21 protein-coding genes are annotated in these 19,445 nt (G+C 70.4%); 1 reads left to right on the plus strand and 20 read right to left on the minus strand.

All coding sequences use genetic code 11. The annotated features are described in order from the left end of the window. Positions 1-192: 192 nt before the first annotated feature. From MKD51_RS00005 to MKD51_RS00015, 3 genes are read right to left on the minus strand one after another with little or no spacing between them, the layout of a single operon-like run. Positions 193-621, minus strand: a complete 429-nt coding sequence (locus tag MKD51_RS00005; protein WP_240236781.1) for a hypothetical protein — start codon at positions 619-621, stop codon at positions 193-195. Continuing rightward, on the minus strand, positions 618-1,403 hold the full coding sequence (locus MKD51_RS00010; protein WP_240236783.1) for an ABC transporter ATP-binding protein: 786 nt from the start codon (positions 1,401-1,403) through the stop codon (positions 618-620). The genes MKD51_RS00005 and MKD51_RS00010 overlap by 4 nt, the downstream gene beginning before the upstream one ends. Further along, a complete protein-coding gene (locus MKD51_RS00015; protein WP_240236785.1) occupies positions 1,400-2,389 on the minus strand; it encodes a DUF6282 family protein in 990 nt (329 codons plus the stop codon). Before MKD51_RS00015 ends, MKD51_RS00010 begins: the two co-directional genes overlap by 4 nt. A 92-nt stretch (positions 2,390-2,481) precedes the next feature. Here MKD51_RS00015 and denD point away from each other — a divergent pair, with 92 nt between their 5' ends. Continuing rightward, the gene (denD, locus tag MKD51_RS00020) at positions 2,482-3,459 is read left to right on the plus strand and encodes a D-erythronate dehydrogenase (protein ID WP_240236787.1); all 978 of its coding nucleotides are present in this window, start codon (positions 2,482-2,484) and stop codon (positions 3,457-3,459) included. Positions 3,460-3,664: 205 nt separating this feature from the next. Here denD and MKD51_RS00025 read toward each other — a convergent pair whose 3' ends face one another. The 17 genes from MKD51_RS00025 to MKD51_RS00105 all read right to left on the minus strand — a co-directional run bounded on the left by MKD51_RS00025 (position 3,665) and on the right by MKD51_RS00105 (position 19,296). Then, positions 3,665-4,246 carry a DUF6036 family nucleotidyltransferase gene (locus MKD51_RS00025; protein WP_240236789.1) on the minus strand — a complete coding sequence of 194 codons (582 nt, stop codon included), beginning with the start codon at positions 4,244-4,246 and terminating at the stop codon, positions 3,665-3,667. Further along, entirely contained in the window at positions 4,243-4,743 is a 501-nt protein-coding gene (locus tag MKD51_RS00030) for a helix-turn-helix domain-containing protein (protein WP_240236791.1), read from the minus strand. The genes MKD51_RS00025 and MKD51_RS00030 overlap by 4 nt, the downstream gene beginning before the upstream one ends. Positions 4,744-4,849: 106 nt before the next feature. Then, positions 4,850-6,034, minus strand: coding sequence for an MFS transporter (locus tag MKD51_RS00035; RefSeq protein WP_240236793.1), 1,185 nt, complete (start codon positions 6,032-6,034; stop codon positions 4,850-4,852). Position 6,035: 1 nt separating this feature from the next. After that, entirely contained in the window at positions 6,036-7,079 is a 1,044-nt protein-coding gene (locus tag MKD51_RS00040; protein ID WP_240236795.1) for a 4-oxalomesaconate tautomerase, read from the minus strand. Positions 7,080-7,108: 29 nt separating this feature from the next. Beyond that, entirely contained in the window at positions 7,109-7,768 is a 660-nt protein-coding gene (locus tag MKD51_RS00045; protein WP_240236797.1) for a GntR family transcriptional regulator, read from the minus strand. Between the two features lie 73 nt (positions 7,769-7,841). Then, entirely contained in the window at positions 7,842-8,945 is a 1,104-nt protein-coding gene (locus MKD51_RS00050) for an extracellular solute-binding protein (RefSeq protein ID WP_240236798.1), read from the minus strand. Positions 8,946-9,000: 55 nt separating this feature from the next. Beyond that, positions 9,001-10,764 carry an iron ABC transporter permease gene (locus tag MKD51_RS00055; protein WP_240236799.1) on the minus strand — a complete coding sequence of 588 codons (1,764 nt, stop codon included), beginning with the start codon at positions 10,762-10,764 and terminating at the stop codon, positions 9,001-9,003. After that, on the minus strand, positions 10,764-11,885 hold the full coding sequence (locus MKD51_RS00060) for an ABC transporter ATP-binding protein (protein ID WP_240236801.1): 1,122 nt from the start codon (positions 11,883-11,885) through the stop codon (positions 10,764-10,766). Before MKD51_RS00060 ends, MKD51_RS00055 begins: the two co-directional genes overlap by 1 nt. Then, positions 11,885-12,538, minus strand: coding sequence for a dimethylmenaquinone methyltransferase (locus MKD51_RS00065; protein WP_240236803.1), 654 nt, complete (start codon positions 12,536-12,538; stop codon positions 11,885-11,887). Before MKD51_RS00065 ends, MKD51_RS00060 begins: the two co-directional genes overlap by 1 nt. Beyond that, positions 12,535-13,251: a PIG-L deacetylase family protein gene (locus MKD51_RS00070; protein WP_240236805.1), complete on the minus strand. Its 717-nt coding sequence runs from the start codon at positions 13,249-13,251 to the stop codon at positions 12,535-12,537. Before MKD51_RS00070 ends, MKD51_RS00065 begins: the two co-directional genes overlap by 4 nt. A 41-nt stretch (positions 13,252-13,292) precedes the next feature. Beyond that, positions 13,293-14,096 carry a DUF1932 domain-containing protein gene (locus tag MKD51_RS00075; protein ID WP_240236807.1) on the minus strand — a complete coding sequence of 268 codons (804 nt, stop codon included), beginning with the start codon at positions 14,094-14,096 and terminating at the stop codon, positions 13,293-13,295. Positions 14,097-14,238: 142 nt separating this feature from the next. Beyond that, a complete protein-coding gene (locus MKD51_RS00080) occupies positions 14,239-15,408 on the minus strand; it encodes a thiolase family protein (protein WP_240236809.1) in 1,170 nt (389 codons plus the stop codon). After that, on the minus strand, positions 15,405-16,079 hold the full coding sequence (locus MKD51_RS00085; RefSeq protein WP_240236811.1) for a 3-oxoacid CoA-transferase subunit B: 675 nt from the start codon (positions 16,077-16,079) through the stop codon (positions 15,405-15,407). Before MKD51_RS00085 ends, MKD51_RS00080 begins: the two co-directional genes overlap by 4 nt. Further along, positions 16,076-16,825, minus strand: a complete 750-nt coding sequence (locus MKD51_RS00090; protein ID WP_240236813.1) for a 3-oxoacid CoA-transferase subunit A — start codon at positions 16,823-16,825, stop codon at positions 16,076-16,078. The genes MKD51_RS00085 and MKD51_RS00090 overlap by 4 nt, the downstream gene beginning before the upstream one ends. Before the next feature lie 88 nt (positions 16,826-16,913). Next, positions 16,914-17,654, minus strand: a complete 741-nt coding sequence (locus tag MKD51_RS00095; protein WP_240236815.1) for a helix-turn-helix domain-containing protein — start codon at positions 17,652-17,654, stop codon at positions 16,914-16,916. 30 nt (positions 17,655-17,684) lie between these two features. Then, the gene (locus MKD51_RS00100; protein ID WP_240236817.1) at positions 17,685-18,329 is read right to left on the minus strand and encodes a flavin reductase family protein; all 645 of its coding nucleotides are present in this window, start codon (positions 18,327-18,329) and stop codon (positions 17,685-17,687) included. Continuing rightward, on the minus strand, positions 18,319-19,296 hold the full coding sequence (locus MKD51_RS00105; protein ID WP_240236818.1) for an ABC transporter substrate-binding protein: 978 nt from the start codon (positions 19,294-19,296) through the stop codon (positions 18,319-18,321). Before MKD51_RS00105 ends, MKD51_RS00100 begins: the two co-directional genes overlap by 11 nt. Positions 19,297-19,445: the final 149 nt, after the last annotated feature.

Genomic DNA, 19,445 nt, shown 5'->3' on the forward strand with positions numbered 1-19,445 from the left:
CCTACCACCGACGCCGCCGGCAGCCACGCCTTGGCCGTTTGACGCCCGTCGAGTACGAGACCATCATGACCAAGAACCTGGCCCTTGCGGCCTAACCGAAACTGTCACCTACTCGTGCAGCAGCCCCGAACTCGCGCGGGTAGGGCTTGGGCATGATGACATCCTCCCAGCGGCACCTCACGGCACCACAGATCAGGTGTCACCTGTCCGTGCAGCAGACCCGAGCGCCATCATGAACGGCTCGAACACGTCATAGATGAGGTGCACCGAGGCGAGCGCGAAGCCCAGCAGCGCGCCGGTGACGACACCGATGGTGTAGCCGGCGGCGACCTCTTGCACCGTGATCCAGGTGTGGAACACCAGCGTGCCATCACCGAGCCAGACGCCCAGCTGGTCGCCGATCGCGATCGGGTTCGAGATGAACATCGGGTTCGAGACGAAGCCGTGCGCGAGCTGCCAGAGACCGAGGAACGCGAGCAGCAGGGCGACGCGCAGCGACCAGACGGTGGTCCGGCGGCCGTGCCTGCCCCACCAGCTGCGCTGCCGGTCTTCCTTGACGGGGCCCATGGGTGCGGGTGCGGGGGCGCCGGCGCGCTCGGCGACGGGGGCGTCGACGTTCATGCCTCGGCCCCTTCCTGGGCGCTCGCGCCCTGCTTGAGGGCTTCCGCGAGCGTGCGGTGCAGCTCGATGAAGCGCGGGTCGACGGTCGTCAGATCGGGGTCCCGGGGGCGGGGGATGTCGACCTCCTGGTCGAGCAGGATCCGCCCGAGTCCGCCGAGCACCACGACCCGGTCGCCCAACAGCAGTGCCTCGTCGATGTCGTGCGTGACGAACACCACGGTCTGCTTGCTCTGCTGCCACAGGCGCAGCAGCTCGCCCTGCAGCTCGTGCCGCAGCTGCGCGTCGAGCGCGCCGAAGGGCTCATCCATGAGCACCGTGTCGGCGCCGGAGGCGAGCATGCGGGCGAGGCTCGCGCGCCGCCGCATGCCGCCGGAGAGCTCGCGCGGGTAGCTCTCCTCGAAGCCGCCGAGGCCGACGCGCTCGATGAGGTCGGCGGCGATCCGGGTGCGCTCCTCCTTCGGCTTGCCGGCGATCTCGAGCGGCATCTCGACGTTGCGCTGCACCGTGCGCCAGGGCATCACGGTGTCGCTCTGGGTGAGGTAGCCGATGTCGGCCGTGGGGCCGGTGTGGGCCTTGCCGTTGTGCAGCACCCGGCCTGCGGTGGGCTTCGAGAGCCCGGAGAGCAGGTTGAGCATGGTCGATTTGCCGCAGCCCGAGCGGCCCAGCACGGTCACGAACGAGCCGCGCTCGATCGTCAGGCTGAAGTCGCGCAGGGCGACGGTGGCGACGTCGTCGCGCTGGAATTCCTTGGTGAGCTGCTCGATCTCGAGGACACTGCTCATGCTGCGACCCCTCCCTTCGGGGTGTGGTGCGCGGGTGCATCGGCGAGCGGCTCAGCCCCGGCCAGGAAGCGCGAGTTGTGCACGGCCATGAGCCGCACCTCGTCCTCCGTGAAGCCGTGCTCGAGCAGGATGTCTGCCGCGAGCGCCAGGCCGTCCTCGACCGGCGGGTTGAAGGGCTGGCCCAGATCGCTGCTGATCACCGAATGCTCGGGGCCGGCGCCGCGGATGTTGCCGAGCCACGTCTCCCAGTCGACCTTGCCGGTGAGCGGCGTCGTCAGGCACCGCTCGAGCAACGCACCGTGCGGCACGAGCGCCCGCTGCTGCTCGACCGGGATGCGCTGGGAGGTGAACTCGGGATGCGTCACCACGATGCGACGGACGCCGCGCGCTCGCGCCGCGGCGACCACCACGGCCGACTCGTCGCCGTGCAGGTGGCCGGTCGCGAGTGTCATGTCGTGCTTCGCGATCACGTCGAGCACCTGGCCGGTGCGCTCGTCGACCTCGCCGGCTGCATCCAGCACGGGGATGGCCGGGCTGTCGATGCCGGCGTCGCGCAGATCCTGCTGCAGCTGCGCCCACATCGGCGGCTTCGCGCCGTCGGGCTCCTCGCTCGCGCAGGTGCGCTGGTTGTGGCTGTCGACCGTCGGCAGCCAGACGAACTGGGCGCCGCCGCGGGCGGCGATCTCGACCGCCACCGGGTTCATGCCGCCGACTGAGGCGTTGAGCGTGATCGCACCCAGCGCATCCACCCCCGGGTGCAGCGCGCGCACGAGCTCGGCGCGCTCCTGGGTGGGCACGTAGTGCGACTTCAGCACGAAGCCCGCGAGGCCGAGCTGCTCGTAGCGCTCAGCGAGCTCGAGATCGGTGATGCGCCGCCGCATCACGTCGGGCGCGATGTGCACGTGCAGGTCATACGACCCGCGCACCAGCTCGCGCGCTCGTGCACTGGGCTGCCGGTGGGTGGCCGGGGTCTGCTCGGCGGTCATCTCGCTCCTTTGCGATCAAGATCGTTAATGCGATTGTAAACAATTTTGGTGACGATACGCAACGGTGTGTCTCGCTGCGCGAGTATGGACCCATGCGCATCCTCATCACCGGTGGTTCAGGCTTCGTCGGCACCCAGTTGGCCCAGCGCATCCTCGAGTCCGACGCCCCGATCGGCGAGATCGAACAGCTGACGCTCCTCGACATCGTCGAGCCGCGGCCCGAGATGCTGCAGGACTCGCGCGTCCGCGCCATCGCCGGGCAGCTGGGCGAGGTGCTGGGCGACATCGGCGGCGTCGACGTGGTCTTCCACCTCGCCGGCGTCGTGAGCGGCGCGGCGGAGGCAGACCTCGACCTCGGCATGCAGACGAACGTCGACGACACCCGCGCGCTCCTCGACCACCTTCGCTCCGCCGACCGAGCGACGCCCACGAAGGTCATCTTCACGAGCACGCTGGCGGTGTTCGGCGTCGACCCGAGCCTCGGAGCACCCGACGTCATCACCGATGACACGCTGCCGCGCCCGCAGTCGAGCTACGGCACGCAGAAGCTCATCGGTGAGCTGCTCGTCGCCGACTACGGGCGCCGGGGTCTCATCACCGCCCGCACCGTGCGCCTGCAGACCGTCGCCGTGCGCCCCGGCAAGCCGAACGCCGCCGCTTCGAGCTTCGTCTCGGGCATCGTCCGCGAACCCGTCGACGGCGTGCGCGCCGTCTGCCCCGTGCCCGACGACATCCCCGTCGCCCTCTCATCGCCCGGCAAGACGGTGGATGCGCTCGTTCGCGCCGCCACGGCCACCGATGAAGAGTGGGGCAGTCGCACCGCCGTCATCCTGCCCGGCCTCACAACGACGCCCCGCGCGATGCTCGACACCCTCGACCGCCTCGCTGGCGAGCCGCTCAGCGACCTCGTCGACGTCGTGGTCGACCCGACGATCGCGGCGATCGTCGAGACCTGGCCGGCCACGTTCGACGCGCAGCGTGCGCTGTCGCTCGGCATCACGGCGCCCGCGTCGGTGGAGGACGTCATTCGTGAGTACCTCGAGCTCGTGGGCCGGCCGGTCGTCGGCTGAGGCGTGCGCGAGCGCCGCACCGGCCCCACGGCCGTGACGCATCCCAGGTCGGCAGTCACCTGACGAGCGACCGCGCCCGCTCAGTCGTCGTCGTTCGGCGCCCAGCGCGACAGCCAGGCCGAGATCACCAGGCTCGCGCCGGTCGCGGCGAAGACCACCGTCGCGCCGCCCAGCACCGAGAGCCCGGCGACCGCCCCAGCCTCGACTACGGTCTGCGCGGATCGATTCGCGCAGAGCGCGCAGTCGGCTGCGCGGGCCCCTGGCCGACGAAGGCGCTTGCTCTCGTCACCGCGGCCTGGACCACCGCTGGCTCCGCCTGCAGCATGCGGCAGCGTGCCACCATCACCGCGGTCTCGATCAGCCCTGCTCCGACGAGCGCGCCGACGAACGCCAGGTCCTTCATCTCGCCGCGCGCGAGCTTTGAGGCGCACAGGTCATGGCGCTCCAAGAAGCGCGTCGCGCCTGGCTCGAGGTGCCACGCGATCGTCCGCTTCCGCCAGCCGGTCGGCAGCACGATCGTCTCTCGGTGGACACCCTCGGCGTAGATCCCGAGCTCTTCCTGCACCGGTGACATCTCTCCGATGTGGACATTGACGAGATCCGCCTTCCTGCGATCACCGTCGTGGAGGAACATCAGGTCGACCTCCTGCGACAGCGTCGCGCGCGACGGCAGACGCGCCTCATCGACAGAACCCAAGATGGCCTGCGAGCCGACCACGACGATCTGGTCATCCTCGGTGATCTGGCTCGCCATCCGCAGCAGCCGCGAGAGCTCCTGCCGCTTCACGCCGCCAGCGCGATGTCGAGCTCGCGCGCCCTCTCGATCGCTGCCGTGCGCTCATCGACGTCCAGCACGCCGGCGAACGGAGTGCCCTGCCGCATGTCGGAGGCGTCCTGGCTGCGCTCGGTGATGAGCATCGCGATGTCAGCCGGGGAATGCTCGAGCACGCGCGACCATCGGCGGAGCCAGTACTCGTCGTGCCGACCGTCGTCCGCCCACCGCTCGAGGTTCCGCTTCGCGGTCTCCAGAACCTTCTCCGGCTCGGTGAGCAGCTTCGACGCGACGATGGTGTGCATCAGCAACGACCGCGCCTGGTCGGGCGTCGGTCTCCGTTCGATGACGCCGAGAGCGGCGAGCGCTCTCTGCTTCGTCGTGGTGCGGATCGAGCCGCGCTCGTCGGTGCGCTCGTAGTCCTGCACGGTCGCGCGGGTGACGCCGAGGCGATGCGCGACGTCGCCCAGGCTCATGCCCCGCTGCTGGCGCAACTCCCTGAGGGTGCTCATGATCTCGACCGGCTGCTTCCTGGTTGCTCGCACGGCGCCCCACGATGCGACTCCGGGTGCCGTATGGGAGAAACCATACACCTGCTCGGAGGGGGCCGCCAGTCACTCAGTCGTCGTCGTTCGGCGCCCAGCGCGACAGCCAGGCCGAGATCACCAGGCTCGCGCCGGTCGCGGCGAAGACCACCGTCGCGCCGCCCAGCACCGAGAGCCCGGCGACCGCGAGCGGGATGCCGGTCTGCCCCGCACGATTGCCGACCAGCCGCATCGAGGCGCCGATGCCGCGGTCGCGCCTGGGGGTCACGAGCGTCATCCACGACATCGTCAGCGGCTGCGCCGTGCCGGCCGCGAGCCCGTAGACGACCATCGCCAGCAGCAGCACCCACGGGTCGACCGGCAGTGCCAGCGCCGCGAGCCCGACGGCCGAGGCGAGGCCGCCGACCACGAGCACCCTCCGCCTGCCGAAGGCGCGCGTGAGGTGACCGAGGCTGAGCCGCGACAGCATGGTCGCGAGCCCGCGAGCCACCAGCAGCGCGGTGAGCACCCAGGGCGCGAGCATCCGCTCCTGCGCGAGCAGCGGCAGGTAGGCGAGCGCGATGTCGAGCGACGAGAGCACCAGGCTGCTCGTCAGCAGCGCCGGCACGACGCCCCGCACCCGCAGCAGTCGCCACGCCGCTGGCAGCATCCGCTCGAGCGGCGCATCCCCCTCCCCGATGATGACGCGCGTCGTCGAGCGGATCAGGAACGACAGCGTCAGCATCGCGATGGCCGCACCCAGGCAGCACCAGGCGATGAGCTCGAAGGGCGGTGAGGCGGATGCGTCGTTCGGCAGCGCGAGCAGGCCCGGCCCGAGCATCTGGCCGCTCGAGGTGGCGAAGGTGTAGATGCCGAAGACGGCGTCGAGGCGGCCGGCGGGCGCATCGCGCATCACCCACGCCTGCTCGCCGACGACCGACCAGAGCACGCCGAGCCCGAGCAGCACGGTCGCGACGATGAGGCCGACGAGCGTCGTGCCCCACAGCAGCGCGACGACGACCGCACCGACGAAGCAGCACGCGCCCATGAGCAGCGGCACCCGCTCGCCCAGCCGATCGGTGAGCCGGCCGGAGGGCACGGCGAGCAGCAGCGGCGGCACCGCGAAGGCCGCCGTCGCGACGCCCAGCCAGGCAGAGCTGTGGCCGAGATCGAGGATCGCGTAGCTGATGGCCGGCCGCAGCGCATAGCTGACGGCCTGCACGAGCACCGCATGCACCAGCAGCAGCGCCAGCGCGGGCGTCAGCCAGCCGCGAGCCACCTCAGCGTCGCGGTCGCGGGTAGACCGTGCCGTCCATGATCGGGCGGGCGGTGCGCACGATCGCCGTGCGGCCCACGTCGCGGCCGTCGAGCTCCACCTCGACCTCGAGCGCGCCGGTCGGGTGCTCGATGCGCAGCCGCGAGCCGTCCGGCCGCACCGCCAGGCCGTCGGCGGTGGAGCCGGGCAGCAGCGCCGCGACCGCGACGCTCGCGGCGCCCAGCACGCCGATCGAAGTGTGGCAGCGATGCGGGATGAAGGTGCGCGTCGACAGCGCTCCCCCGGCCGTCGGCACCGACACCATCGTCAGCTTCGGCACCGTCGCCTCCCGCACGTCGCCGAGGCCCATGCGCGGGCCCGCCTCCAGCCGGATGCGCTCGAGCCGCTCGCGCAGCGCCGCGTCGGCCTCGAGCTCGGCCGGCGTCTCGTCGCCGGTGATGCCGAGGTCGGATGCGCGCAGCACGACCGTGGGCATGCCGTTGTCGATGAGGGTGGCGGGGAAGCCCGCGACCTCGTCGATCGCGTTGCCGGTCGGCAGCAGCGCGCCGCAGCTCGAGCCCGCGGTGCCCTCGAAGTCGAGCACCACGGCGCCGGCCGTGCCGGGCACGCCGTCGATCGCGGTCTCGCCGTCGTAGTCGACGGCGCCGCCGGGCGTCGGCACGTGCGCGACGGCGGTGCCTCCGGTGTTGGCCATGCGGATCGTCACGAGCGTCTCGCCCTCGGCCGCGGCGACGAGCCCGCGCTCGATGGCGAAGGGGCCGACGCCCGCCAGCAGGTTGCCGCAGTTCTGCCGGTCGCTCACGAGCGCCTCGTCGACCGAGACCTGCAGGAACAGGTACTCCACCGCATCCGCCGACGCGTCGTTCGGCAGCCGGCGCACGATCGCGACCTTGCTCGTGAGCGGATGGCCGCCGCCGAGTCCGTCGATCTGGCGCGCGTCGGGCGAGCCCATGATGCGCAGCAGCAGCGCGTCGCGCTCTGCGGGGTCGGTCGGCAGGTCGTCGGCGAGGAAGTAGGCGCCCTTGGAGGTGCCGCCGCGCATGAGCATGCAGCGCACGCCTGCCGTGGCAGCGCCGCTCACGAGGCCGCGGCGTCGCGCGCGGCGCGCTCGAGGCCGGTCTGCTCGTACACCTCGTGCATGGCGGCGATGACGCTGTCGAGGTGGAGGGCCATGGCGCGCTCGGCCGCCGTGCGGTCGCGCTGGGCGATCGCGTCGATGATGGCGAGGTGCTCGACGATCGAGACGTTGGGTCGGCCGGGCTTCTGCGCCAGCCGGAACTGCTGGCGCACATTCTGGTCGCGCAGCCGGCGGATCAGGTTGATCGCGGTCTGCTGACCGGAGATCTCGTGCACGCGGTCGTGCATCTCGCGGTTCTTTGCGGCGTAGCGCTCCCTGTCGCCGCCCGCGACGGCCTCCTCCATGGCGACGCCGAGCGCCTGGAGCTCGGCGATCTCGTCGTCGGTGACGACCTCCGCCGCCTTGCCGGCGCACAGGCTCTCGAGCGCACGCCTGGCCTCGGCGATCTCGATCGCCTCCTCGAAGCCGACGGCGCGCACACGCGCGCCGCGATTCGCGACCCGCTCCACGAGCCCCTCGCCGGTGAGCTCCCTGAGCGCCTCGCGCACCGCGGGACGCGATGCGCCGAACTCGTCAGAGAGGTCGAGCTCGACCAGCCGCTGGTTCGGCACCAGCTCTCCACGCAGGATCATCTCTCGGATCCGTGCTGCCAGGTCCATGCTCCGCTCCCGTCGTCGTCTCGCGCTCTGGTGGGGAGCGGGGCGGCGACCGGCGCCACCCCGCTGCCACACATCATCCCGTGTAGCCGAAGATCTCGGACCACAGCTCGGAATCGGCCTGCAGGTTGTCGAGCGACTCCTCGAGCGTCGAGCGGAAGACGAAGTCGCTGTCGGCCGCAGGCAGCTCGATCTCGCCGATCGTCGGGTTGGGCGCCTGCTCGATCACCGGGTAGTCGCCGAGCTCGGCCGCGAGCGTCTGGCCCTGCGTCGAGAGCAGCCAGTTGACGAAGATCGAGGCCGAGTTGGGGCTGCCGGCCGACTCGGTCGCGCCGAGGTAGAACGGGTAGGCCGCCGCGCCCTCCTCGGGCGTCGCGATCGTGATGGGCGCGCCGTCGAGGGTCGCCGAGTAGGCCGTCGCGATCGGCATCGGCCCGACCGTGATCTCGCCGCGCGCGAGCGCATCGGTGAGCGCCGCCGAGGAGTCGAAGATGCGCGGGCTGTTCGCCGCGAACTCGCGCAGGTAGTCCTCGCCGAGCCGGTCGAACTGGAAGCGCGTCAGCGCAGCGGTGCTGCCGCCCGCGCCCACCTGCACGATGCCGACCTGGCCGGCCCAGCGCGGGTCGAGCAGGTCTGCCCAGTCCTGCGGCGCATCCGCCTCCTCGACGATCTGGTTGTTGTAGCCGAAGCTGTAGACCCGGTCGAAGCTGGAGTAGTAGAGGCCGTCGTCGTAGGTGGCCTCGGGGATGAGGCCGCCGGCGATGTCGTCGGTCAGCTCGACGGGCGTGAAGGTGCCCGCGTCGGCGATGCCGGCGATGAGATCCTCGCCCGAGATGCGGATGACGTCGGCCGCCAGCTGGCCCGCGGCCTGCTCGGCGAGGATGCGCTCGTTGAGCTTGTTGGGCGCGAGGCGCACGATCTCGACCTGCAGCCCCGTGGCCTCGGTGAAGGCATCGGCGGCCTGCTGCTCGGAGACCTCGCTGCCGCCGGTGTAGAAGACAATGGGCTCTTCCTCCTGGGCGGCCGCGAGCACCTCGGCCGAGGCGAGCAGCTGGTCGTCGACGACCAGATCCTCACCGGCGGCGGGCGCCTCGGATGGCGTGCCGCCGGCTGCGCAGCCGGTCAGCGCGAACGCGACGATCGTGGCGCCGACGAGCGCGCCCTTCATGGACTTGTGCATGGTTCGTCCTCCATTGGATCGAATCTGGGCAGGGAATGTGGTCATGGATGGGTCGTCACTGCTTGCCCTGCTGGGCACCGAGGCGGCGGGCCAGGTAGGCGAGCACGAAGATCACGACGCAGTAGACGAGGCTGGTCGCCGCGCTGCGCTGCAGCACGCCGTTCTCGAAGTCGTCGAAGATGACGATCGAGAGCAGCCGGGTGTCGGTCGTGAAGAGGAACAGCGGCACCGTCAGCTCGCGCATCGAGAGCATGAGCAGCAGCAGGAAGGTCGACGTCAGCGGCACCCGCAGCAGCGGCATGGTGATGCGCCAGACCGCGCGGGCGCGGCTCGCGCCGTGCATGACGGCGCTGTCCTCGAGATCGGCGTGGATCTGCAGGATCGACGAGCTCGCGCCCTGGTAGCCCTGGGGCATCTGCGCCGCCACGAAGGCGATCATCATCACCACGAGCGTGCCGTAGATGGGCACCGGCAGCAGCAGCCAGGTCCAGAGCAGGCCGAGCCCCAGCACGATCGACGGCACCGCAAGCGGCAGCATCGAGATGTAGCCGAGGCCCTCGCGGCCCGGCAGCTTCGTGCGGTTCACGACGTAGGAGACGATGAACGCCAGCAGCGTGCCGCCCGCCGCCGCCACGATCGCGACGATGACCGAGTTGAGCGTCGCCTGATGCACCACCGGGTTCGTGAGCGTCTCGCCGAACTGCGCCAGCGACATCCGCCCCTCGCTGATCGCCTGCGTGATGCTGCCGACGTAGGGCGAGTCGTGCAGCACCACGAACAGCAGCGCCAGGATCGGCAGCACCGTCGAGAGCACGAAGTAGACGAGCCCGATGATGAGCGCCGGGGCGCGGAACCAGCCGAGGTCGAGCACGCCGAGCTTGAGGCCCTTGCCCGAGACGGTCGTGTAGCTGCGCTTCGAGACCACCCAGCGCTGCACGGCCGTCACCGCCAGCACGATCACGACGAGCGTGATCGCCACCGCCGCGGCTTCGTTGCCGCGCGAGGGCGAGGAGTTCATGAGCCGGTAGATGTAGGTCGGCAGGGTGTCGAGGCCGCCAGCCGAGCCGATGATCTGCGAGACCGGGAAGTTCTCGACGGTGAGGACGAAGATGAGGATGCCGGCGCCGAGGATGGCAGGGGTCGCGAGCGGGAAGGTGACCTTGCGGAGCACCGTCGCGGGTGTCGCGCCGTGGATGCGCGCGGCCTCTTCGAGGTCGGGGTTCATGAGGCTGAGGGATGCGTGGATCAGCAGGAACGCGTAGGGCGCGTAATAGAGCGCCAGCACGAAGATGAGGCCTGCAAGGTTGAAGATGTCGACCATCTGCGGCATGCCGAGGTCGCGGGCGAGGATGTTGAGCAGGCCCGCGTTCGGCCCGCCCAGCACCGCCCACGCGAGCGCGCCGACGTAGGAGGGCAGGAACATCGGCAGCAGGCCGATGAAGTAGAGGAAGCCCTTGGCGTAGGCGTTCGTGCGCGCGGCGACGAAGGCGAGGAAGCCGCCGATCGCGAGCGCCAGGATCGAAGCGCCGACGCCCACCATGAGCGAGTTCGCGGCTGCCTGGCCGGCGCCCGGGCCGAACACGGTGGCGAAGTTCTCGAGCGTGAGGCCCGTGAGCGAGATGTTGCCGGGCCGCGGCGTGGTGGTCGTGAACGCGGAGAGCACCACGAGCGCGACCGGGATCAGGATGAGGATCGCGAGCACCGCGTAGAGCACGATCGGCAGCGTCGCCCGGCGGATGCCGGAGATCGCGGCCACCTGCGGGGTGGCCCGCGGGCTCTCCGGCCGGCGCTGCTCGCGCTCGAGCGTGTCGGTGGGCATCAGGCGACCGCCTGGTGGGCGACGGTCGGCACGTCGGCGCGCGGTGCGTCATCGACGTCGAGCGGCAGCACCTGGATGGCGTCGACCGCGATGCGCAGCTGCACCTCCCGACCCTGGCCGCCGCCGAGCGGGCGGTGCTTGCTGCCGCTGACCTCGAGGTGCGCGCCGCCGGGCAGCTCGACCCGGTAGATCGCGCTGGCGCCGAGGAACTCGCGGGTCAGCACGTGCCCGGTGACGAGGTTGCCGTCGGTCGACTCCTCGGCCATCAGGATGTCCTCGCCGCGGATGCAGGCGCGCAGCTGCTGAGCACGCTCGTAGGCGGGCACCTGCAGCACGACGTCGGTGCCGGTGATCTGCACGTGGGTGGTGTCGACGGGCTCGACCTCGATGATGTTGCTGACGCCGAGGAAGTCGGCGATCGAGGCGCTCTTGGGCCGGTTGTAGATCTCGTCGGGCGTGCCGAACTGCACGATGCGGCCGTGCTGCATCATCGCGATGCGGTCGGCGAGCGCGAGCGCCTCCTCCTGGTCGTGCGTGACGTAGACCGAGGTGAGGCCGAGCTGCTGCTGCAGCTCGCGCAGGTCGCCGCGCAGGCGGTGCCGCAGGCGAGCGTCGAGGTTGGAGAGCGGCTCGTCGAGCAGCATGATCGACGGCTGCATGACGACGCTGCGGGCGAGCGCGACGCGCTGCATCTGGCCGCCGGAGAGCATGCTCGCGCCGCGGTCTGCGAACTCGGCCAGGCCCACGAGCTCGAGCGTCTCCATGACGCGACGCCGCGCATCCGCCTTGCCCGTGCGCTGCATCTGCAGCGGGAAGGCGACGTTCTCGAAGACCGTCATGTGCGGCCAGATCGCGTAGGACTGGAAGACCATGCCGATGTTGCGCTTGTGCGAGGGGCGGTTGATGCCCTTCGCGGCGTCGAACAGCACGCGGTCGCCCACGGTGATGCGCCCGGTGGTGGGGGTCTCGAGGCCCGCGATGCAGCGCATGGTGCTGGTCTTGCCGCAGCCCGACTGCCCCAGCAGCACGACCGACTCGCCCTCGCCGATGGTGAGGTCGAGATCGCGCACGGCCGTGTTGTCGCCGTACTTGAGGGTGAGGCCCTCGACCGTGATCTCCATCAGTCGGCTCCTTCGTCTTCGCTGCGGAAGCCATACGCGTCGTAGGACTGCTCGCCGGCGCGCCAGCGCTCGCGCAGGCCCGCCTCCTTCTGCTCGCGGGCGCGCACGAGCTCGACCGCCTCGTCGACGGCCTCGGCCGGCACCACCGCTGCGCCGTCGGCGTCGAGCACGACGATGTCGCCGGTGCGGATGGTGGCGCCGCCGATCTCGACCGCCGCTCCCACCACTCCCCTGGTCGACTTGCCGGCGCCGTGGGCACGCACCCAGCGGGTCCAGATCGGGATGCCCATGCCGCGCAGCTCCTCGACGTCGCGCACGCTCGCATCGCACAGGATGCCGACGGCCCCGGCGACCTGCAGCTGCGTCACGAGCAGGTCGCCGATGAGGGCGACCGGCCGCGCCTCGGGCATGGCGAGCACGGCGATGTCGCCGGGCTGGATGTGCGCGCACAGCTCGTGCACGCCGCGGTTGTCGTCCTGCGCGCACAGCACCGTGCGGGCGGGGCCGGCGACCCGACTGCCGGGCACCAGCTGGATCAGGTCGACGTCGACGAGACCCTGGCGGCCGCGCGCTTCGTAGACCGTGGCGGCGCCGGCTGCGGCGAGCGTCTCGACGGCAGGGCTGGTGGGCGTCGTGCTCGTGCTCGTGCTCACAGCGCACCCACCACGTTCGGGATCAGTCGCTGGAATGCCTCCGCCTGCCGGATCTCCTTGTTGCCGGTCACCTTGCGGGCGTGATTGCCGCGGTGCTCGGCGCGCTCGGCGTAGTACTGCTGCAGGTACGACTGCGCCTGCATGGCGGCCATCGCCGTCTTCTTCTGCTCGAACACATCCGTGATGTCGACGAACACCGACGGCACGAAGCCGCACAGCTCCGGCTGGTGGGGCTCGAAGACCAGGTACTCGCTCGGCGGCGCCGTGCGGAATCCTGCCTCGACGACGGCGCCCGCGGTGAGCAGTCGCGCCTTCGACACGACGACGTTGGCGACCGGGTGATCGGGGTTGAAGGGATCCTTGTCGGGATGCGTGAGCACGACGTGCGGCTTGAAGTCGCGCATCAGCTCGGCCAGCCGATCGACGACGTCCTCGCCCGGGTTCAGCGGGTAGTCGCCGCAGTCGAAGCCTTCGAAGCTCGCGCCCACGGCGGCAGCGGCCTGCTCGGCCTCTGCGTGGCGGTGCCGCTTCACGTTCTCGACCGTCTGGCCCGGCACCTTCCAGAGCTCGCCGCTCTCGCCGCGCTCGCCGTAGCTGAGGGCGACCACGCGCGCCTCACCCCCGGCCGCGGTGTGCTTCGCGATCACGCCAGCGGCGCGCCAGACGAAGTCGGCGCTGTGCGCACCGACCACGAGCATCCGTCGTGCTTCCATCTCTGCAGTTCCTTCCCGAAGGGGTGTGGGGGCGGATGCGGTCATGCCGCGTCCGCCGGGTTCGTCGCGGTCGTCGCGTGCTCGTCGCGAAGGCGGCGAAGCCAGTCGCCGGCGGCGTCGGTCGACCAGCTGGGCTGGCCGATCGAGCGCAGGTAGTCGGCGGCGTCCTCGACCTCGTGGACGCGGCGCTCGGCATGCTGCTTGGAGCCGACGATGAGGCGCTCGACGAAGGCGGAGGCGTCGCCGCTGAGCTCTGCGACGATCTGCTCGCGGATCCAGTCGCCGCAGCCGGCGGCCTCGCCGGCGCCGACGCTCTCGAGGATCACGCCGGCCAGCCCCTTCATGAAGGCGCTGCGGATGAGCTTGCGCGCAGCGGCATCGCCGGCCTCGCCGCCGATCGACTCGACCTCGGCGCCGACGGGGGCGAAGAGCGCCACGAACGCCTCGGCGTCGGGCCCGCTGACCATGAGCGGCGTCTGCGCGCCAGCACGCGGCACCGGGGCGAGCACGGCGATGTCGACGAAGGGCACGCCCTGCGCGCCAGCGAGCGCGCCGAGCTCGCGCTTGAGCGCCGGCGAGCCGGTGTTGAGGTCGGCGAGCAGCGGTGTGTGCTCGAGCGCGGCGAGCACCTGCTCGGTGACGGCGCGGGCTGCACGGGCACCGACGAGCGTGATGACGAGGTCGGCCGGGCGGAGGGCCTCGGCGAGATCGGCGTGCTGCGTGACCCGGCGGTCGTCGAGCTGCGCGAACGGGTCGTAGCCGTGCACCTCGAAGCCCGCCTCGGCCAGGCCGCGCGCGTAGAGCGCCCCTGCCTCACCGAGTCCGATGACCGTCGCTGTCGCCACGCTGCCTCCCGCCGTCATTGCCGTGCGGGATCGACGCTAGAACACTGTCGCCAATCTTGTCAAATGATTTTGTATGACAATCGCGCGGTCAGTTCTGCTGCTTGAAGACGGGCGCGAGTCGCAGCTCGAGCCCGAGCGCCGCTCAGCGCTCGATCACGACCGCGAGACCTTGCCCGACACCGATGCAGATCGCCACGACTGCGATGCCATGCCCGCGACGAGCGAGCTCGTGCGCTGCGTGGCCGAGCACCCGACCGCCGGAAGCTCCGAGCGGGTGCCCCATGGCCAGTGCTCCGCCGTGGATGTTGACGCGCTCCGGATCGAGGTCTGGCCATCCGCGAATGCACGCGAGCGCTTGCGAGGCGAATGCCTCGTTCAGCTCCACGAGATCTACCTGCGCCCAGGTCCTTCCCGCTCGCGCCAACGCCGCGTTGGCCGCCTCGATGGGCGCGATGGGAAACCGCTGCGGGTCGACGCCGTACGCAGCACGGCCGGTGATGCGCGCCAGCGGTTCTCCGTCGAGGAGACCATCGCGCGCGAGCAGGACGGCCGACGCTCCGTCGTTGATCGAGGATGCGTTGCCGGCAGTGACGCTGCCGTCGTCGGCGAACAGAGCGGGCAGGCCCGCGAGCCGCTCCATCGTCGTCTCGGTGCGGATGCCTTCGTCGCGCGTGAGGTCGACGCCCGGCACCGCCACGACCTCGCGGTCCAGCACACCGGTCGCCCACGCCTCAGCGGCGAGGCGATGTGACCGCAGCGCGAACGCATCTTGTTCCTCGCGGCCGATGCCGTGGTCGCGCGCCGTGAGCTCAGCCGCCTCCCCGTTCGCGACCGTCCAATGCGTCGGCATCATCGGATTCACCATCCGCCAGCCGATGGCCGTGTTCCACATCGTCTTGTCACCGACTGCGTGCCACGGTCGGGCCGACTTCTCGACGACGTAGGGAGCGCGACTCATCGACTCGACGCCGCCGGCCAGCACGACATCCGCATCGCCGGCTTCGATCGCCCGAGAGCCCTGCACCACGGCCTCGAGCGAGGAGGCGCACAGGCGATTGACCGTGACGCCGGTGACGGACGTCGGGAACCCGGCGAGCAGGGCGCCGAACCGTGCGACGTTGCGATTGTCTTCCCCGGACTGGTTGGCAGCGCCGAAGATCACGTCGCCGATGCGCGACGGTTCCAGATTCGAGCGTTCGACGACCTCCCGCATCACGACAGCAGCGAGGTCGTCGGGCCTCACGCCTGCGAGCGCACCACCCGCACGGCCGAACGGCGTGCGGACGGCATCGTGAATCACCGCGACGGTCACGAGCGATCACCCTGCGCATCGATGAGCTCAAGGCGCATGACGTCCTCGAGCCAGCCCACCGTCGCCGCACCCATCGTCTCGACGACCGCGAACCGGCCGTCGACGATGTCGAACACCGCCAGGTCTGTGTAGACGCGGCTCACACACGCAGCGGCGGTGAGCGGGTAGGTGCAGGCGACGACGAGCTTGGACTCGCCAGTCCGCGAGAGGAGGTCGGTCATCACGACGACCCGCTTGGCTCCGAGCGCGAGATCCATCGCGCCTCCGACCGCTGGAATGGCGCCCTCCGCACCCGTCGACCAGTTGGCGAGGTCGCCCGCCTGCGAGACCTGCAGTGCGCCGAGCACGCACACGTCGAGATGCCCGCCGCGCATCATCGCGAACGAGTCTGCGTGGTGGAAGTACGAGGCACCTCGTCGCGCCGTCACGGCTTGCTTGCCGGCATTGATGACGTCAGGATCGATGCCGCCATGCCCGGGCGCGCCACCCATTCCGAGCATCCCGTTCTCGGTGTGCAGCACGATCTCGCGATCGACCGGGAGCACGTCGGCGACCAGCGTCGGCGCGCCGATCCCCAGGTTCACGACCGCACCGTCGGGGATGTCGTGCGCCACGCGCGCAGCGAGCTCGGTGCGATCGAGGCGAGTAGCCAGAACGTCGATGCCGCTCATCGCGAGCCTCCCTCTTCTGCGCGCAACGGCGCCCCTGCGACGTCGACGCCGCCCACGAATCGATCGCCGTCGAGCCACGCTCGCTGACCTACCGCGACGAGGCGGTCGACGAAGAGACCCGGCGTGACGACCGTCTCGGGGTCCAGATCCCCGAGCTCGACGATCTCGTCGACCTGCGCAACCGTCACAGCCGCAGCCGTCGCCATGACCGGGCCGAAGTTGCGGGAGGTCTTTCGGTAGACGAGATTGCCCCAGCGGTCGCCTCGCAGCGCCGAGATCAGCGCGACGTCCGCGTGCAGCGGCAGCTCGAAGACCTGCTCCCGCCCATCGAGCATGCGGGTCTCTTTGCCCTGAGCCAGCACCGTGCCCGCACCCGTCGGTGTGAAGAACCCGCCGATGCCGGCACCGGCGGCCCGCATGCGCTCGGCCAGGTTGCCCTGCGGCACGAGCTCGAGCTCGACCTCGCCAGCACGATAGAGCCGATCGAACACGTACGAATCGTGCTGCCGGGGGAACGAGCAGACGATCTTGCGCACGCGGCCCGCAGCGAGCAGCGCAGCGATCCCCGTCTCGCCGTTGCCAGCATTGTTGCTGACGATGGTGAGGTCGCTGGCACCGTGGGCGATGAGTGCGTCGATGAGCTCCACGGGCTGGCCTGCCCTGCCGAACCCACCGATCATGATCGTCGAGCCGTCGGCCACGCCGACGACCGCGTCCATGGGGGTGTTGACCGTCACGTCGATCATGACGAGCCTCCTGCTGTGCCTGCGGTTCGAACGGTGGTTCGCGCGATGCACCGATCAGCCAGCCCGTCCCAGCGAGACGTTCGGGCTCTCAGGCCTCGGCGGTGAACCCGAGTGCCGTCGAGATGCCGGCGGCGGTCTCCTGCAGCGACGTCAGCTCCGGCGAGGCCGAGGACACATCGAGGACGTCGCGCGTGGCGAGGAGCCCCAGCGACGCGACCATCTGCCGATCGTCGTGGATCGGCACCGCGAGCACCGCGATGCCGCGCTCGCTCACTCGCCCCGCGAAGCCCTGCTCGCGAATCACCTCGACCTCGCGCTGCACCCGACGCTGCTCGGCAGCAGCCATGCGACGCAGTGTCCCTTGCACGTTTGGGTCCTCCGACCGGAACGCCTGGAACACGACGGCCTGCGCCGCCTGAGTGCTCAGATGCATACCGACACGGACGGTCACGACGATCTCCCGCCCGGGGCTCTCCTCCACGTGCGAGACAACCGGCGAGTTCGTGCCCCACTGCGACAGCACTGCCGTGATGCCAGTCCGCTGCGCGAGTGCCGCCATCGGCTCCGGTGCGTGCAACATGACCGATCGGCGACCGATCGCGAAAGCTCCGAGCTGCAGCAGCGTTGGCCCGGGGCCATACGTGCGATCGCCACGCAGCTCGAGCACGCCGGCCGCGACAAGCGAAGCGAGATAGCGATAGGTCGTCGTGCGGTTGAGGTCGATGAGCTCCGCCGCCTCGGTAGAGGTGACGCCCTCGCGACCCGGTCCGAAGAGCGCGAGGATGCGCCCCACTCGCTCGACCGCCTGGATGTCGATTCCACCGCTCATGCCCATGCTCCATAGTCGCAGTCCCCCGGCCTATCCATGCGTCGGCGCGTTGGTGATGGCCATCACGATCGGTCGCAGCCGCTCGGTCTCCCCGACCCGCGCGTACGTGGGGCCCGCGATGCGAGCGACAGGGTCGAGCGCGACCGTGTCGATCTTGCCGTCCACCAGCAGATCGGCACGGATGTGGAAGCGCAGCACCTCACCGACCGTGAATCGAGCCCCCGCCCTGCCAAAGCTCACGACGCGGTCGAGTCGGCACTCGAGCGCGATGGGCGCATCGCGCAACCTCGGCACGCCCACGACATCGCTGGGCACTGTCGCCAGGCCGAGGTGCTCGGCTTCGTCGACGTGAGGCGGGTGCACCTCCGAGCTCTCATGCACCGCGTGCTGCATGGACCACGACGGTATGTGGATGACGTATTCGCCGGTGGCCTCGATGTTCGCCGCGGTGTCTTTCGGCGTCCCGGCCCGGAGGCCGATGTTGACGCCCACCATCGGAGGATCGTTCGCGACGAGCGTGAAGGCGCTGAACGGCGCAAGGTTCAGCACCCCGTCTGCCGATCGACTCGTGATCCACGCGATGGGCCGCGGGACGATGACCCCCGTGAGCAGCCGGTAGGCCTCCGACGCGCTCAGCTCGGAGGCGTCGATCACCGCATGGGAGTCAGCCCCCATAGGACTGGGCCTGCTGCCGCACGGCGTCGAAGTCGAACTCGTTGATCGCCTCGATACGACCGGCGTCCCAGAACTCGTCGACCGGGATGGCGCTGGCGATCTCACCGGCACTCAGCAGGAAGTCGACATTCGCCTGGAGCGCGGCATCGTCGAACCGTCCGTACTCGCTCGTCTCGGCGTCGATGCCGAGGTTCGCGAGCCGCGCTTCGAGGACCGTCACGCCGTTTGCGATCGCCTGATCCTCGGGAACGCCCTGCGGCATCGCCTCGGGATGGGTCTCGAACAGGATGCGGATGGCTGCCTCGGGATTCGCCTGCGCGAAGACCACGCCCTTCGCAACAGCGCGACCGATGCGCTCGTACAGCTCCGGATCGCTCTCGAGCGCCTGCGTGGACGCCGCGAGACCGCCAGCTGTGAGCTCGGCGGCGCCCGGCACTTCGATCGGTCGGAGGTCGACGCCAGCGTTGGCCAGCACCTGGAACGAGGTGTCGAGCAGCGCGACCGCGTCGACCTGGCCGTTCTCGATCGCGGCCGCCTGCTGTCCGCCGGTGCCGATGGCGACGAACTCGACAGAGTCCGCGTCGAGGCCCTGCTGCTCCATCGCGACCTGCAGCTGCGTCACCGAGTTGCTCGCAAGAGAGATCGCGCCGACCGTCGCGCCTTCCAGATCTGCGACGCTCTGGACGGGCGAGTCCTCAGGGACCATGACGCCGTAGATGTTCGTGGCGTAGTAGTACATGTAATAGCTGAGGTCGACACCGCTGTCCTGCTCGTGCCCGAGGATGATCGGCTCGGGGCTCACGGCTCCCGTCGTCGCGTTGCCCGTCGCGATCTGGGTCAGCTGGGTCGTCGCCGAGTCCGTGAGCAAGACCTCCATGTCGAGGCCCTCCTCCTCGAAGTAGCCCATCCCCTCTGAGACGGCTATGGAGGCGACGCCGGCATTCCAGGTCGGAGTGGCGAGCGTCATGGAGACGCTCTCGGGCCCCCCTTCGGCGCCGCCGCTCGAACAAGCGGCGAGGACGAGCGAAGCGAGTGCGGCGCTGACCGCAAGGCTGCGGCGTCGTGCGGGATTCTGGTGCATGATGCACACCTCTCTGTGTGATTCGTTGCGGGGAC

The organism is Agrococcus sp. ARC_14 (genome assembly GCF_022436485.1).
Taxonomy (GTDB): Bacteria; Actinomycetota; Actinomycetes; order Actinomycetales; family Microbacteriaceae; genus Agrococcus.

Excerpts from the sequence above, each read along its gene's own strand:
- MKD51_RS00005 (WP_240236781.1), bottom strand. The coding sequence starts at position 621 with ATGAACGTCGACGCCCCCGTCGCCGAGCGCGCCGGCGCCCCCGCACCC.
- MKD51_RS00010 (WP_240236783.1), bottom strand. The coding sequence starts at position 1,403 with ATGAGCAGTGTCCTCGAGATCGAGCAGCTCACCAAGGAATTCCAGCGC.
- MKD51_RS00015 (WP_240236785.1), bottom strand. The coding sequence starts at position 2,389 with ATGACCGCCGAGCAGACCCCGGCCACCCACCGGCAGCCCAGTGCACGA.
- denD (WP_240236787.1), top strand. The coding sequence starts at position 2,482 with ATGCGCATCCTCATCACCGGTGGTTCAGGCTTCGTCGGCACCCAGTTG.
- MKD51_RS00030 (WP_240236791.1), bottom strand. The coding sequence starts at position 4,743 with ATGAGCACCCTCAGGGAGTTGCGCCAGCAGCGGGGCATGAGCCTGGGC.
- MKD51_RS00040 (WP_240236795.1), bottom strand. The coding sequence starts at position 7,079 with ATGCTCATGCGCGGCGGCACCTCCAAGGGCGCCTACTTCCTCGCCGAC.
- MKD51_RS00045 (WP_240236797.1), bottom strand. The coding sequence starts at position 7,768 with ATGGACCTGGCAGCACGGATCCGAGAGATGATCCTGCGTGGAGAGCTG.
- MKD51_RS00050 (WP_240236798.1), bottom strand. The coding sequence starts at position 8,945 with ATGCACAAGTCCATGAAGGGCGCGCTCGTCGGCGCCACGATCGTCGCG.
- MKD51_RS00055 (WP_240236799.1), bottom strand. The coding sequence starts at position 10,764 with ATGCCCACCGACACGCTCGAGCGCGAGCAGCGCCGGCCGGAGAGCCCG.
- MKD51_RS00060 (WP_240236801.1), bottom strand. The coding sequence starts at position 11,885 with ATGGAGATCACGGTCGAGGGCCTCACCCTCAAGTACGGCGACAACACG.
- MKD51_RS00070 (WP_240236805.1), bottom strand. The coding sequence starts at position 13,251 with ATGGAAGCACGACGGATGCTCGTGGTCGGTGCGCACAGCGCCGACTTC.
- MKD51_RS00085 (WP_240236811.1), bottom strand. The coding sequence starts at position 16,079 with ATGAGCGGCATCGACGTTCTGGCTACTCGCCTCGATCGCACCGAGCTC.
- MKD51_RS00090 (WP_240236813.1), bottom strand. The coding sequence starts at position 16,825 with ATGATCGACGTGACGGTCAACACCCCCATGGACGCGGTCGTCGGCGTG.
- MKD51_RS00095 (WP_240236815.1), bottom strand. The coding sequence starts at position 17,654 with ATGAGCGGTGGAATCGACATCCAGGCGGTCGAGCGAGTGGGGCGCATC.
- MKD51_RS00100 (WP_240236817.1), bottom strand. The coding sequence starts at position 18,329 with ATGGGGGCTGACTCCCATGCGGTGATCGACGCCTCCGAGCTGAGCGCG.
- MKD51_RS00105 (WP_240236818.1), bottom strand. The coding sequence starts at position 19,296 with ATGACGCTCGCCACTCCGACCTGGAATGCCGGCGTCGCCTCCATAGCC.